Consider the following 13928-nt stretch of genomic DNA (forward strand, 5'->3'; position numbering starts at 1 on the left):
CAGCGGACCCGCCGACACCGGATCCATCGCCCAGGTTCCCGGCGCCGAGACCGCCGTCCTCGCCGGCGGCTGCTTCTGGGGGATGGAGGATCTCATCCGCCGTCAGCCCGGTGTGCTCAGCACGCGCGTCGGCTACACCGGCGGGAGCAACGACCACGCGACCTACCGGAATCACCCGGGGCACGCGGAGGCCGTCGAGATCGTCTTCGATCCGTCGAAGACCACTTACCGCGACATCCTCGCGTTCTTCTTCCAGATCCACGACCCCTCGACGCTGAACCGTCAGGGCAACGACATCGGCACGAGCTACCGCTCCGCGATCTTCCCGCTCAGCACCGAGCAGGAGCAGGTCGCGCGCGACACGATCGCCGACGTCGACGCCTCGGGGCTGTGGCCCGGCAAGGCGGTCACCACGATCGAGCCGAAGGGCCCGTTCTGGGAGGCCGAGCCCGAGCACCAGGACTACCTGGAGCGCTACCCGGACGGCTACACGTGCCACTTCCCGCGTGCGGGCTGGGTCCTGCCGCGTCGGAATGAGGCGGTCGCGCAGTAACACCACCCCACGCATCGGGCCCGTCGGATCTCTCCGGCGGGCCCGACGTCATTCCCGCGTTTGGCGCCGGGGCTCACCGGGCCGCAGGATGGAGCGATGCGAGTGAGCGGAGCCGAATCGTGAGGGAGGTCTCCCGGCGCGGGCTGGCGCTGTCGCTCGCGCTCAGTGCCGTCGCGGGATACGTCGACGCTGTCGGCTTCATCGAGACCGGAGGGTTCTTCGTCTCGTTCATGAGCGGTAACTCCACCCAGGCGGGCGTCGAGGTCTGGTCCGATGGCCCTGCGCGTGCGCTGCTCCCGCCCGCGCTCGTCGGGGCCTTCGTGATCGGCGTCGCCGCGGGCGGCGTCGTCGTCGGCGCGCACGCACGGCGGCGCAGTGCCGTGGTCGCGGGTACTGCGGTCGCCGTCGCCGCGAGCGCGCTCGTAGGATTCGCGCTGCCGCACGCCGAATGGCGGTTCGCGCTGCTGGCCTGCGCGATGGGCGCCCTCAACACCCTGTACCTGGCCGACGGAAGGGCGCGGATCGCGATCACCTACGCCACGGGCACGCTGGTGAGTCTCGGCCTCGCGCTCGCGGACCTGGTCACCGGCCGGTCCTCGACCGCATGGCGGCGTCCGCTGCTGCTCTGGGCCGCGCTCGCGGCGGGTGCCGTGGCCGGTGCAGCGGCGCATCGATGGCTGGGCGGAAGCGCGCTGCTCGCCGCAGGCGTCATCCTCGCCGGCCTCGCGGTGGCGATCGGCGCAGGAACTCGGCGCGGGGCCGGTGCCGAGCCGTCCTGAACGCTCGTCGCGGTCAGCCGGCGTGGCTCTCGCGGTCCGCCCTGGCGCGGAGGATCAGTTCCTGCCAGTCGGCCGGCACGCGCTCGGCCGGGCCCGGCACGGTCTGGTCCTCGGGGTGGCTGCGCGGCGGAGCGAGCTCGGGACCGTCGACCATCTGCGCGGTGCGGTAGTCCCAGAACCAGTCCTCACCCGGCTCGTAGCTCTGGATGAACCGGTGCCCCGTCTCGGCGTAGTGCGCGGTGGCGTGCTGCCCGAGCGAGTCGTCGCAGCATCCGACATGTCCGCACTCCGCGCAGCGGCGCAGATGGAACCACCAGCCCCCGTCGCGCTCGCACTCTGCGCACCCCGGCCCTGAGGGCGGTCGGCGCGTGTCGGTTCCCTGAATCATCTGGCACCTCCTGGCATCGAACGGCGGATCGCGTCGATCAGCGGATCTCGATCAGCGGATCAGATTTCCCTCGGCGTCGCGGGGCCGCACCGGGTGCTCGCTGAGGATCGAGATCCGGTTGAACATGTTGATGGTCAGCGCGACCCATTCGGCCGCGGCGAAGACCTCGTCGCCGAGCAGGCCGCGCGACGCGGCGAGGTCCGCCTCGGACTCCTCGCCGACGGGCATCCGCGTCGCCGCCTCGGCGATCGCCAGCATCGCCTTCTCCCGCTCGGAGTACAGCGAGGACTCGCGCCAGGCCGGGAGCACGTCGAGCTGCTGCTGCGTGATGCCGGCGGCGCGCGCCTCGCGCATGTGCAGGTCGAGGCAGAACGCGCAGGCGTTGAGCTGGGAGGCGCGCACCTTGATGAACTCGGCCTCGGCAGAGGTCAGGCCGCGTGCCGCGGTCGCCGCCGCGACCGCTTCGGAGTACGCGGAGGCCGCCTTCCATGCTTCGGGGATCGCCTTGTCCAAGTAAGGGCGCATGCTGTTCCTCTCGCGCGTTCTGTTCGACGAGTTCAACGTATCGCGCGCGGCGACGTGTTCCCACGCCCGCCGATGCGGCGGCCTACTCGTAGCGCAGCGACTCGACGGGATCCTGGCGAGCGGCCCTGGCCGCGGGAAGGGTTCCCGCGAGGAACGCGATCACCATGACCAGCAGGATCACCGACGCGATCGATCTCGCGTCGAACGCCACGAGCTGCAGACCAGACAGATCCGACAGGAGCGTGCGCCCCAGTATCCGGCTCACGACGCTGCCGACCAGCATGCCGCCAAGCACGCCCAGGGCGCTGCCGAGGAAGCCGATGAACGTCGCCTCCAGGCTGAACAGCCCGAACACGCGACCCGACCCCATGCCCATCGCCTTCATCAGGCCGATCTCGCGGGTCCGCTCCTGCACCGACATGTAGAGGGTGTTGATGATGCCGAAGCTCGCGGCGAGCAGCGCGATGATCGCGAAGGCGTTGAGCACGAGGACGATCCCGTCGATCACCGCCTTGAAGGTGCCGAGCTGCTGCGCGACCGTCGTGGAGCTGTACCCCGCCGAGGCGAGACGATCCTGCAGGGACTTCACCTGGGCAGGGGAGTCGGAGGCGTCGAACCACGCCCGCGCCTGCGTGTACCTGTTCTGCTGACCGGCCTGCACTCCCGTCTGCTGGGCCGCATAGAGGGCGCCGGTCAGCGCATCGTTCGGCAGCATGCTGGCGGCGCCCCCTGTCAGGCTGAACGTCGATTCGGAGACGCCGGAGACCGTCGCCTCGATCGTGTGCTGCGTCCGGGTCGCATCGGTCACCGCGAGCGTCACGGTCTTGCCGACGGCGTCCGCGGCGCTCGAGAAACCGAGCGGCGTGACGAAGTCCGTGGGCAGCGCGAGCTGCAGATCGCCGGTCGCATCGCTCGGCGCGACGCCTGCCGCGAGCTTCACGGTCTGCCCGGCGACGAGACCACCGGTGCTGATCATGTATCTCTTGCCGTCGTCGAACTGCACGTAGTCGACCGAGACGGCGCGGACCGGCTTCACCGCGGTCACCCCGTTCACCTTCGCAAGCGCGTCCAGGTCGCTCTGCGTCAGGACCGCCACCGTGGTGGCGCCTTCCCTCCCGCCTCCCGTCGTCGCCGTGTTCGGGTCGTACTCCCTCGGGGCCGTGCTGCCAGGTGTGGTGCCGGCGTCGACCTTCTTGGTGACCGTCAGCACATCGCTCGCACCGAAACCGGAGACGGTGTCGTCGATGTACTTGTTGATGCCGGTGCCGAGGCCGTTGGTGATGGTCAGAGTGAAGGCGCCCACGAAGATCGCGAGGATGGTGAGCGTGGTGCGCGTCTTCGAGCGGAAGGTGCTCGAGATGGCGGTGCGGACGAGATCGAGGGTCTTCATGCCGCCATCTCCTCGATCATCCCGTCCTTGATGTGCACCCGACGGTCGCACCTCGCGGCGAGCTCCTCGTCGTGGGTGACGATCACGAGCGTGATGCCCTGGTCGCGGTTCAGGGCGAACAGGATGTCCTCCACGACGCCTCCGGTCACCGAATCGAGATTGCCGGTCGGCTCATCGGCGAAGATGATGCGCGGGTCGTTGACCAGCGCGCGGGCGATGACGGTGCGCTGCTTCTGCCCGCCGGAGAGGTTCACCGCCTTGTTCCTGGCCTTCTCGGCGAGATCGAGTTGTGCGAGGGCGGCCATGCCGCGCCGCTTCCGCTCGCCCGCACCGATGCCGGCGATCTTCAGCGGCAGCACGACGTTCTCGAGAACGCTCTGATTCGGAGTCAGGAAGAACTGCTGGAAGACGAACCCGAAGGTCTTGTTGCGGATCCGATTCAGCGCCGTCCCCTTCAACCTCGCCGTATCCTGGCCGCTCAGCGCCACGGACCCGGAACTCGGCTCGTCCATCAGCGCCATCAGGTGCATGAGGGTGGACTTGCCGGATCCGCTCTTGCCGATGATCGCGATGCTCTCGCCGGCCGCGATGTCGAGGCTCACCCCCTTCAGGGCGTCGAAGCGGCCGCTTCCGCGACCATAGGACTTGTGCACATCGCGCACGGAGATCACCGGCGCCGATGGTGCGGGGATCGTGGGGGCAGGGCTCGTCATTCGCGCTCCAGGACTCGGTGGCGGATCCGCCGCCTTCAGGATCCCCGATCCCCAGGCACGCCGCATCGTCTCACGGGATGTAATGCGCGTACGCCGAGCGCGGTACGCCGATGCCGCCGTCTGAGCGGCGAGCTCCCCGTGCCGCCCCGGTCTCAGCGACGGCCACGCGCGACGTAGGATCCGATCATGCCCGCCTATTTCGAGCGCATCGACGCGTCCGCCTTCCACCCCACCTCCGCCGTCGAGGGGGCGTGGAGCACCGAGGAGCAGCACATCGCACCCGCGCTGGGGCTCATCGCGCATGCGCTCGAGCGGGAGCACGCCGAGCGACGCGGCGGGGATCTGCAGCTCGGTCGGATCTCGTACGACATCCTCGGCACGATCCCGCTCGAGCGCGTCGACCTCGAGATCCGCGTCCTGCGCCCCGGGCGCACGATCGAGCTCGTCGAAGCCGTGCTGAGCCAGGACGGCCGGGCGGCGGTGATCGCCAGGGCCTGGTTCATGCAGACCGCGGACACCCTGGCGCTGGCCGGCAGCGCGCTCCCGGCGATGCCGGGGCGCGATGAGCTCGACCCCTGGGCGATGGGCGATCACTGGCCGGGCGGGGCCGTGCGCAGTGTGGACTTCCATCGCGGGCAGCGGCAGCCGGGACACGCGTGGGGCTGGCTGCGGCCGCGCGTCCCGCTGCTGGAGGGGGAGCGGATCGGGCCGATCGCGCGGCTGCTCGGCATGGTCGACTTCGCCAACGGGCTGACGCTGCGCCTGGCTCCGACCGAGGTCGCGTTCCCGAACGTCGATCTCACCTGTCACCTGTTCGCGGTTCCCACGGGCGAATGGATCGGCTTCGACACCACGGTCTCGATCGGCCCGACCGGGCTCGGTCTCACGGACACGGTGCTGCACGACGAACGCGGACCGGTGGGGACGGTGCAGCAGATCCTCACCGTGCGACCCCTGCGCCCCTGAGCGACCGGGTCGGGAACAGGTCAGGGCAGGACGCCGGCGGTGCGTGCGAGCGTCACGGCCTCGGTCCGCCGATGGGCGCCGAGCTTGCGCATGGCGGCACGCAGGTAGCTCTTCACGGTCTCCGCGCCGAGGTCGAGGCGCACGGCGATCTCGGCGTTCGTGCAGCCGATCGCGACGAGCGCCAGCACGTCGATCTCGCGGGTCGTCAGCACAGGGCGCTCGTATTCGGGCGCCGTCGCGGTGAGCCGGGCGGCGATGTCGTCGATGCGGCGGCGCAGTCCCTCGTCTCCCACGCTGCCTGCCAGAGCCCGCAGTTCGGCGTGCGCGATCCGCACCTCCTCCCATTCCGGACGCGTCGGAGCCGTCCGGGCCTCGCGCATGAGCGCCGCCGTCTCCACGGCCCGCAGCCGCCGGGCTGTGGCCTCCGACACCGCGATCTCGAACGCCAGCCGCTGCGCGGACAGCTGCATCGCGTCGAGCGTGCGCGCGCCCAGCTGCGCCGAGGTGCGCAGGGCGCCGTAGAGGACGGCGCGCACCGAGCCGTCGACGACGACCGGCGCTCCCACGATCGAACGAAGACGCTCCCGCGACACCGGCCCGTCGTACTGGTGGCTGATGCCGTCGTCGTGGAGATAGTCCGTCACGGTCTGGATCCTCGCCCCGGCGAGCACGCGACCGCCCAGGCCGTTGCCGGAGCGGATCACCAGGCCGTCCAGCACCGACGTCAGGCATCCCGCCGTGGCGGTGATCGGGTAGAGCCGCCCGCTCGGATCCACCGCGCCGGCGAAGGCGACGGGCAGCCCGGTATCGCGCCGCACCGCGGCCACGGCCGTCTTCAGCGAAGGCTCCACATCGACTCCTTGCGTCGATCACACTGTGCCACCACCGCGCGGACCGGTCCACCCCCGTTCGGGGGTGCCGTGCGAAGGAGGAGCGCCGGATCCTGTGCTCATGCGCAATGAAGCACAGATCTCGTACTCGTCCGGAATCGCATCCACACCTCTGCTCGGGCAGACGATCGGGGAGATGCTCGACCGGATCGCCGACCTGCATCCCGACCGGGAGGCGCTCGTGGAATCCGCCACCGGTCGGCGCTGGACGTTCGCCCAGCTGCGCGGCGACATCGACCGGCTGGCGCTCGGTCTGCGCGCCCGGGGCGTCGAGAAGGGCGACCGTGTCGGCATCTGGTCGCCGAACTGCGCCGAGTGGGTGCTGACCCAGTATGCGACCGCGCGGCTCGGGGCGATTCTGGTCAACATCAATCCGGCCTATCGGACGAGCGAGGTCGAGTACGTGATCGGGCAGTCCGGCCTGCGGCTCATGGTGAGCGCGACCTCGTTCCGGACCACGGACTACGCGGCGATGCTCGCAGAGGTCGGGTTCGAGGACGTGCTGTTCATCGGGACGCCCGCCTGGGACGAGACGCTCGCCGCGGGGGCAGCGGCGGATCCGGTCGCACTCGCCGCATGCGCCGCGTCGCTCGCCTTCGACCAGCCCATCAACATCCAGTACACGTCGGGCACGACAGGATTCCCCAAGGGCGCCACGCTGTCCCACCACAACATCCTGAACAACGGCTTCTTCGTGGGGGAGGGCGTGCACTACACCGAGGAGGACCGCGTGTGCGTCCCGGTGCCGCTGTACCACTGCTTCGGCATGGTTATGGGGGTGCTCGGCGCGCACTCGCACGGGGCGTGCGTCGTGCTGCCCGCACCGGTCTTCGATCCGGAGAGGACCCTCGAGGCCGTGCACGCCGAGCGTTGCACGTCGCTGTACGGCGTGCCGACGATGTTCATCGCCGAGCTCGCGCACCCGCGGTTCGCCGAGTTCGATCTGACATCGCTGCGCACCGGGATCATGGCCGGATCCCCGTGCCCGGTCGAGGTCATGGAGCGGGTGGTCGCCGAGATGCACATGCCGGAGGTGGCCATCTGCTACGGCATGACCGAGACGTCCCCGGTGTCCACGATGACCTCGCGCGAGGACGATCTCGCGGCGCGCACGCAGACCATCGGCGCCGTCATGCCGTTCGTCGAGGTGAAGATCGTCGACGAAGACGGCCTCGTCGTCCCGCGCGGGACGCCGGGGGAGTTCTGCACGCGGGGGTACTCGGTCATGCTCGGCTACTGGAACGAGCCGGAGAAGACCGCGGAGGCGATCGACGCCGGACGCTGGATGCACACCGGCGACCTCGCGACCATGGACCAGGACGGCCGGCTCAACATCGTCGGCCGGATCAAGGACATGATCCTGCGAGGCGGGGAGAACATCTACCCGCGTGAGATCGAGGAGTTCCTGTACCGCCACCCCGACATCGGCGACGTGCAGGTGATCGGCGTGCCCGATGCGAAGTACGGCGAGGAGGTGATGGCCTGGATCGTGATGCGACCCGGCGCCGAGCCGCTCACGGCCGAGGCCGTCCGAGAGTTCGCCGCGGGTCGGCTCGCGCACTTCAAGATCCCGCGGTACGTGCACCTCGTCGACGCGTTCCCGATGACCGTGACCGGCAAGGTCCGCAAGGTCGAGATGCGCGAGAGGGCGGTGGAGATCCTGGGGCTGTGATCAGGCGGGCGCGACCGGCTGGCGCAGGATCGTCCGGCGCTTCTCGGGCGCCACGCGTCGCGCGTCGCTCAGATAGATCTCGTGGTGCAGGCCCGCCAGGCGCAGCCCCTGCTCCGGGATCACCTCGTCGTGCAGGCGCTCGAGGAGCGGCGCCTCGTCGTCGAAGGATCCGACGTGCAGCGTCTGCATGCAGAGGCCCTCGGACAGGGACAGGATCCGCAGGTCGTCGAGTCGTGGCGGGGACTTCTTCGCGCGGACGGTCGCGACCACCTCGTCCACGAGCGCGTCGTCGATCCACTCGGGGACGAGGATCAGCATCGTCCAGTCCCAGCGCGACTTGTCGCGCGCCGTCGTGAACGCATCCATGTCGTCCGCCCACCACAGCCCTTCCAGCGGCGGGACGACGTAGTCCCTGTCGAGCTCGCGCTTGCTGGCGAACTTCAGCGCGTAGGCGACCGGGTACAGCGTCTCGAGGGCTGCGGCGTAGGCCGGAGCCGTGTTCGGATCGCCGTGCCCGTCGATCGCGTGATAGCGGTTCGCCGGCAGGTCGACGAGGCGGAACTCGCCGGTGCGCGCACGATAGCCGTCCAGGCTCCTCGTCAGATCGAGCTTCGTGCCGGGAGTCATCCCGTGCGCCCCAGAACGGCGAGGACGACGGCCCCCGCACCGAGCGCGACGCCCACGACGATGGCGAGCACGCCCCACGCCAGAGCGATGCGCGTTCCCGGCAGTCCGCCCAGGTCGTCCTGATCCATGACCTTGGCGAGCCCGTACAGGAAGATCCCCAGTGCGGCCGCCGCCATCCAGGCGACCAGCAGCCAGGAGACGTGGAGGAAGACGTTGATCCCGGCGAGGATTCCGCCCAGCGTGAGCAGCGGAGTGTGCAACAGGGCCGCGGCGATGTAGACCAGCTTGTAGGGCATGCCGTGCTCCCGGATCAGGGGAGCGTCTTCGGATCCGTCCATGGGATCAGCCTGCCACGGAACGGCGCCCATTCCTCAGGAACAGGCATACCGTTGAGGGTGGACGCGAACGCTGCGCCCATGGCAACGACAGAGAGAAGCACGATGAGCACCCCGGGTCTGGAGAACGACGTCACCGAGAAGTTCAAGGGGGCGTTCCGGCATCACCCCGCCGGTGTCGCGCTGGTGACGGGGGTCGCCCCGGACGGCCCTGTGGGGCTCACGCTGTCGAGCGTCGCCTCGGTGAGCGCCGATCCCGCCGTGCTCGTCTTCTCCGTCACGCGCGCGACCGGCAGCGCCGGCGGCATACTCGCGGCTCCCAGCGTGCTCGTGCACTTCCTCGTCGCGGGGCAGGAGCCCATCGCCGACGCATTCGCGCGCTCGGGCCAGCCGCGCTTCACTCCGGAGCAGGGGTTCCAGACGCTGCTCACGGGCGAGCCGTTCCTCCCGACGGCCCGGGTCGCGGTGCGCGGCACGATCCGGGAGACGCACCCGGTCGGCCCCTCGGCGCTCGTGCTCCTCGATGTGCTCGACGTGATCGAGGGCGCTCCCGGTGCACCCCTGCTGTACGTCGACCGCCACTACGATGCCCTGGTCTCCTCGGCGGCCGCGGTCGAGGTCCCGCGCGGCTGACCGCCGATCCGCGTCCGGACGGCTTGCCCGCCGGACCGTTCTGAACGAAGGTGGAGCCATGTCCGTGACCCTGATCCTTCCGCTGCCCGCGCCGCTCGGCGTGGGGCGCATCGTCGCCGTGGACGAGGAGTCCCGTGCGGTGCGCATCCGCGACCTGACCTCGGGTGTCGTGTACCGCGTGCCGGGATCCGTCCTGCCCGAGCTCGGAGCGCTGCCGTGGCGCGGCCGGGTGGAGGCGTGCAGCGTGCTGGCGACCGAGGAGGGCGTGGTCACGGAGCTCGTGCTCGACGCTGTCCCCGGCGGGGCCGTCGACCTCCGCGGATCCGCGATCGCCCTCGAGGGCGCAGAGGAGGCGGCCGCTGCGGCCAAGGCGCAGGCCGCGATCTGGGGCGGCACCGATCGTCCTCCGCAGGAGGAGCAGCCGCGCTTCTGGTGAGCGCCCGGCGCGCGTTCACTGGAAGTCCCTGGAGTGGTGCGGCACGCCCACCCGCAGCGGCTCGAACGCGTCGGCCAGCAGGTTGGTGACGCCCTCGGGGGAGCGCTCCAGGATGCCCCGGACGATCAGCGCGGGTGACTCCCGGGCGATCCGGCGGTAGCGCAGCCACACCCCCTGCGTGCAGATGACGTTCACCAGTCCGTGCTCGTCCTCGAGGTTGAGGAAGGTCACGCCGCCCGCCGTGGACGGACGCTGCCGGTGGGTCACGAGGCCCGCTGTCTCGACCCGGCGGCCGTTCTCGTGCGTGCGCAGCGCGGAGGAGGTCAGCACGCCGCGCGCATCCAGGCCGGGGCGGAAGTGCGCGAGCGGGTGGTCATCGGTGGACACCCCGGTCGCCCAGAGGTCGGCGGTGAGGATCTCATAGCTGGTCTGGTCGCCGAACAGAGGCGGCTGCACCGCGACGACCGTGTCCGGCAGATAGCGGGCACGATCCTCCGCCGCGGATCCGGCCAGCCAGATCGCCTCCCGGCGCTGCAGCCCGAGGGAGTCGAAGGCCCCGGCGGTGGCGAGGGCCTCCACCTGGGCCGCCGTGAGGTCGGTGCGGCGCACGAGGTCGTTCAGATCCCGGTACGGACCGTGGGCCTCGCGTTCGGCGACGATCCGCTCTGCCGTCTTCTCGCCGATCCCGGTGACGCCGGCGAGTCCGAGACGGACGGCGTGGCGGCCGTCCCGACGGTGCGCCAGGGTCTCGTCCGGCGCCTTCGGGTCGAACGGATCCGGCTTCACGCCCGGAGGTCGTGCCGGGAGCTGATGCGCGCAGGATTCCCGCCCGGTGCCCCCTGTCGCCGCCGGATCCACCGCCTCCAGCGTCTCCGTCGCCCCGGACAGGCGGATGTCGGGCCGACGCACCTCGACCCCGTGCCGGCGGGCGTCGGCGGTGAGGGTCGCTGCGGAGTAGAACCCCATGGGCTGGGAGCGCAGGAGGCCTGCGAGGAACGCGGCGGGGTAGTGCAGCTTGAGCCAGGAGCTCGCGTACACGAGCAGTGCGAACGAGAGCGAGTGGGATTCCGCGAAGCCGAAGTCGGAGAAGGCCTGGATCTGCGCGTAGATGCGATCCGCGGTCTCCCCGTCCAGGCCGTGCCGGTGCATGCCGGTGTACAGGCTCTCTCTGATGCTGTCGATCTTCTCCAGCCCCCGCTTGGACCCCATCGCGCGGCGGAGCGTGTCGGCCTCGTCGGCGGTGCAGTCGCCGAGCGTCGTCGCCATCTGGATGAGCTGCTCCTGGAAGACCGGGATGCCCAGCGTGCGGCTCAGCACCGGCTCCAGCTTCGGATGCGCGTAGGTGACCTTCTCCTGGCCGAGCTTGCGGCGCACGAAGGGGTGCACCGCCCCGCCCTGGATGGGCCCGGGACGGATGAGGGCGATCTGGATCGCGAGCTCGTAGAACTCCCTCGGCTGCAGGCGGGGGAGCAGCCCCATCTGCGCCCGGGACTCGACCTGGAACACCCCGATCGTGTCGGCGCGGCAGAGCATGTCGTAGACCGCGGGCTCCTCCTTCGGCAGGGAGTCCAGCGTCCACTCCTCGCCGGTGGCCTCGCGCACCAGGTCGAAGCAGTGCCGCAGAGCCGAGAGCATCCCGAGCCCGAGCAGGTCGAACTTCACCAGCCCCATCCAGGCCGCGGCGTCCTTGTCCCACTGGATGACGGTGCGCTTCTCCATCCGGGCGTGCTCGACGGGGACGACCTCGCCGACCGGACGCCGGGTGAGCACCATGCCGCCGGAGTGGATCCCCAGGTGGCGGGGCGCGCGCAGCAGCTCATCGGCGTAGGCGACCACCTGCTCCGGGATGTCGTGGTCGGGGACGGGGCTCAGATCCAGCCCCCAGCGCTCCACCTGGCGGGACCAGGCATCCTGCTGTCCCGGGGAGTGCCCGAGCGCGCGGGCCATGTCGCGCACCGCGTTCTTCGGCCGGTACTGGATGACGTTCGCGACCTGCGCCGCGTTCTCCCGCCCGTATTCGTCATAGACCCACTGGATGATCTCCTCGCGCCGTCCTGAGTCGAAGTCGACGTCGATGTCCGGCTCCTCGGTGCGGGTCGTGGCGAGGAACCGTTCGAAGGGCAGGCCGTAGAGGATCGGATCCACCGCGGTGATGCCGAGCAGGTAGCAGACCACGCTCGCGGCGGCGGATCCGCGGCCCTGGCACAGGATCCCGCGACGCCTCGCCTCGTCCACGATCCCGTGCACGATGAGGAAGTAGCCGGGGAAGTCCTTCTCCTCGATCACGTTCAGCTCCCGCTCGATGCGGCTTCTCCCCTCGGGGGTGAGCTCCTTGGGAGAGTGCTCCGGATATCTCTCCGGCACCGCGGCCCAGACCAGCGCCCGCAGGTGGCTCATCGGGGTCTCGCCCGCAGGGACGCTCATCGTGGGCAGGGCGGGCTTGGCGCGGCGCAGCGGGAAGGCGCAGGCCTCGGCGATCTCGAGGCCCGCCGCGATCGCCCCCGGGTAGCGGGCGAAGCGCGCCGTCATCTCCGCCCCCGAGCGCAGGTGCGCCGTGCCGTGCGCGGGCAGCCAGCCCTCGAGCTCCCGCATGCTGCGGGTGGCGCGCACGGCGGCGATCGCCTCGGCGAGCTCGGCCCGCTCCGGCGCCGCGTAGTGCACGTTGTTCGTCGCGACCATGGGCAGACCGTGCCGGAGGGCGAGGGCGGCGAGGGCGTCGTTGCGCCGGCTGTCGAGCGGATCGCCGTGGTCGATGAGCTCGACGGCGACCCGGTCCGTGCCGAACAGGTCGACGAGGGTGAGCAGCGCCCGCTCTGCGCCCTCCGGCCCCTCCCGTTCGAGGGCGCTGCGGACGCCGCCCTTGCGGCAGCCGGTGAGGATCGTCCAATGCCCCTCGGCGCGGTTCGCCAGCGACTCGATCTCGTAGAACGGCCGCCCCTTCTCGCCCCCGCGCAGCTGCGCCTCGGTGATCGCGGCGGAGAGGCGGTGGTAGCCCTCCTCGCCACGGGCCAGCACGAGCAGGTGCTCGCCGAGCGGATCGGGGAGACCTCGGCGCTCCGGGGGCGGCAGGAGCCCGGCGCGACCGCGTGCGCCGGGGCCGTGCGCATCGGGGCCGGGGAGCGACAGCTCCGCGCCGAATACGGTCTGCAGCGGCGGCCCTGCGGGCTCGGCGTCGGGATCCTCCCGTCCCTCCGCCTTCGTGTTCTTCTCCGCGTTCGCCAGGGACTCGGCGGCCTCGGCGAAGCTCGCGGCGCCGTAGAAGCCGTCGTGATCGGTGATCGCGAGGGCGGTGAGCCCGAGCCGCTGCGCCTCGGCGATGAGATCCTCGGGGGAGGAGGCGCCGTCGAGGAAGGAGTACGAGGAGTGCGCGTGCAGCTCGGCGTAGGGGACCGCGTCCTTCGGGCGCGCGATCCCGTCCATCCGGATGGGCGGGCGCTTGTGCATGCGGGAGGGGGCGTCCACCGCGATCTGCTGATGCAGCGGACCGGCGCCGTGCGGCGCGTCGTCGCTCGGGGCTCCGTCGCGGGGCGCTCTGCCGCTGAGGGTGCGCTCCAGCGCGGCCCAGGACATGTCCGGGTTGTGGAAGCCCATCAGTGGTACCTCCCTTCGGCCCACCACTGGTCGGCACCCGTTCCGCCGGCGTCGCCACCGGCTCCGTCGGCGGTGGTGATGTGCAGCACCAGCCAGGCCCGTTCCTGCTCGTCCACGAGCTGCAGGCGCTCGCCGCGGAACGATCCCGCAGGATCCCCGCGCCGATCCCGCACCGGCCAGGGGCCCGCCCAGGAGAGCACCGCGCACGCGTCGACGGCCGCCGGCTCGGCGGTGAGCAGTCCTCGACCGTCGATCCCGACGGTGCTGCCGTCGGCCGCGGTCACCGCGATCGGCCGCGGCGGGGCGAACACCTCGGCCGGCAGCGGATCCGGCAGCTGTCCCGGCCATGGCTGATCCGCAGGACGCGCCGGCACGACCCGCTCGCCCCAGGGCGTCAGCTGCTGCCGGTCGGAGACGAGGCGCCCGCCTA

The 13928-nt window shown here is 71.0% G+C and carries 14 protein-coding genes and 1 pseudogene; 6 read left to right on the plus strand and 9 right to left on the minus strand.

The genetic code is table 11. The features are described 5' to 3' along the window. Together msrA and B7X32_RS10980 are read left to right on the plus strand one after the other, a co-directional pair. On the plus strand, positions 1-553 hold a 553-nt coding region (gene msrA, locus B7X32_RS10975), incomplete at its 5' end, for a peptide-methionine (S)-S-oxide reductase MsrA (RefSeq protein WP_366246981.1). A gap of 119 nt (positions 554-672) precedes the next feature. Further along, positions 673-1332, plus strand: coding sequence for a DUF1275 family protein (locus B7X32_RS10980; RefSeq protein ID WP_292719408.1), 660 nt, complete (start codon positions 673-675; stop codon positions 1330-1332). Positions 1333-1345: 13 nt separating this feature from the next. Here the strand turns inward: B7X32_RS10980 and B7X32_RS10985 are convergent, their stop codons facing one another. The 4 genes from B7X32_RS10985 to B7X32_RS11000 form a co-directional block, all read right to left on the minus strand. Next, complete coding sequence (locus B7X32_RS10985; protein ID WP_292719410.1) at positions 1346-1720, minus strand: UBP-type zinc finger domain-containing protein; 375 nt, start codon at positions 1718-1720, stop codon at positions 1346-1348. Positions 1721-1771: 51 nt separating this feature from the next. Next, positions 1772-2245: a carboxymuconolactone decarboxylase family protein gene (locus B7X32_RS10990; RefSeq protein ID WP_292719412.1), complete on the minus strand. Its 474-nt coding sequence runs from the start codon at positions 2243-2245 to the stop codon at positions 1772-1774. 82 nt (positions 2246-2327) lie between these two features. After that, entirely contained in the window at positions 2328-3635 is a 1308-nt protein-coding gene (locus B7X32_RS10995) for an ABC transporter permease (protein WP_292719414.1), read from the minus strand. Then, positions 3632-4348: an ABC transporter ATP-binding protein gene (locus B7X32_RS11000; RefSeq protein ID WP_292719416.1), complete on the minus strand. Its 717-nt coding sequence runs from the start codon at positions 4346-4348 to the stop codon at positions 3632-3634. The genes B7X32_RS10995 and B7X32_RS11000 overlap by 4 nt, the downstream gene beginning before the upstream one ends. Before the next feature lie 186 nt (positions 4349-4534). Between B7X32_RS11000 and B7X32_RS11005 the strand changes: the two genes are divergently transcribed. After that, positions 4535-5314: a thioesterase family protein gene (locus tag B7X32_RS11005; RefSeq protein WP_292719418.1), complete on the plus strand. Its 780-nt coding sequence runs from the start codon at positions 4535-4537 to the stop codon at positions 5312-5314. A 20-nt stretch (positions 5315-5334) separates the two neighbouring features. Here the strand turns inward: B7X32_RS11005 and B7X32_RS11010 are convergent, their stop codons facing one another. Continuing rightward, the gene (locus B7X32_RS11010; protein ID WP_292719420.1) at positions 5335-6165 is read right to left on the minus strand and encodes a LuxR C-terminal-related transcriptional regulator; all 831 of its coding nucleotides are present in this window, start codon (positions 6163-6165) and stop codon (positions 5335-5337) included. A gap of 100 nt (positions 6166-6265) precedes the next feature. Here B7X32_RS11010 and B7X32_RS11015 point away from each other — a divergent pair, with 100 nt between their 5' ends. Then, the gene (locus tag B7X32_RS11015) at positions 6266-7876 is read left to right on the plus strand and encodes an AMP-binding protein (RefSeq protein WP_292719423.1); all 1611 of its coding nucleotides are present in this window, start codon (positions 6266-6268) and stop codon (positions 7874-7876) included. Here B7X32_RS11015 and B7X32_RS11020 read toward each other — a convergent pair whose 3' ends face one another. Further along, positions 7877-8503, minus strand: coding sequence for a GyrI-like domain-containing protein (locus B7X32_RS11020; protein ID WP_292719425.1), 627 nt, complete (start codon positions 8501-8503; stop codon positions 7877-7879). Next, positions 8500-8841: a hypothetical protein gene (locus B7X32_RS11025; protein WP_292719427.1), complete on the minus strand. Its 342-nt coding sequence runs from the start codon at positions 8839-8841 to the stop codon at positions 8500-8502. The genes B7X32_RS11020 and B7X32_RS11025 overlap by 4 nt, the downstream gene beginning before the upstream one ends. A 102-nt stretch (positions 8842-8943) precedes the next feature. On the opposite strand from B7X32_RS11025, the gene B7X32_RS11030 reads away from it, so the two are divergent. Both B7X32_RS11030 and B7X32_RS11035 read left to right on the plus strand, forming a co-directional pair. Next, entirely contained in the window at positions 8944-9471 is a 528-nt protein-coding gene (locus B7X32_RS11030) for a flavin reductase family protein (RefSeq protein ID WP_292719429.1), read from the plus strand. A gap of 58 nt (positions 9472-9529) precedes the next feature. After that, on the plus strand, positions 9530-9907 hold the full coding sequence (locus B7X32_RS11035; protein ID WP_292719431.1) for a hypothetical protein: 378 nt from the start codon (positions 9530-9532) through the stop codon (positions 9905-9907). 15 nt (positions 9908-9922) lie between these two features. On the opposite strand, the gene B7X32_RS11040 is transcribed toward B7X32_RS11035, so the two are convergent. Together B7X32_RS11040 and B7X32_RS11045 are read right to left on the minus strand one after the other, a co-directional pair. Beyond that, positions 9923-13498 (minus strand): error-prone DNA polymerase, encoded by a 3576-nt coding sequence (locus tag B7X32_RS11040; protein ID WP_292719433.1) that lies wholly within the window; start codon positions 13496-13498, stop codon positions 9923-9925. After that, positions 13498-13928 (minus strand): annotated as a pseudogene (locus B7X32_RS11045) (hypothetical protein); the annotation flags it as partial. The pseudogene B7X32_RS11045 and the gene B7X32_RS11040, both read right to left, overlap by 1 nt.

The sequence above is a fragment of the Microbacterium sp. 13-71-7 genome, from assembly GCF_002257455.1.
Taxonomy (GTDB): Bacteria; Actinomycetota; Actinomycetes; order Actinomycetales; family Microbacteriaceae; genus Microbacterium.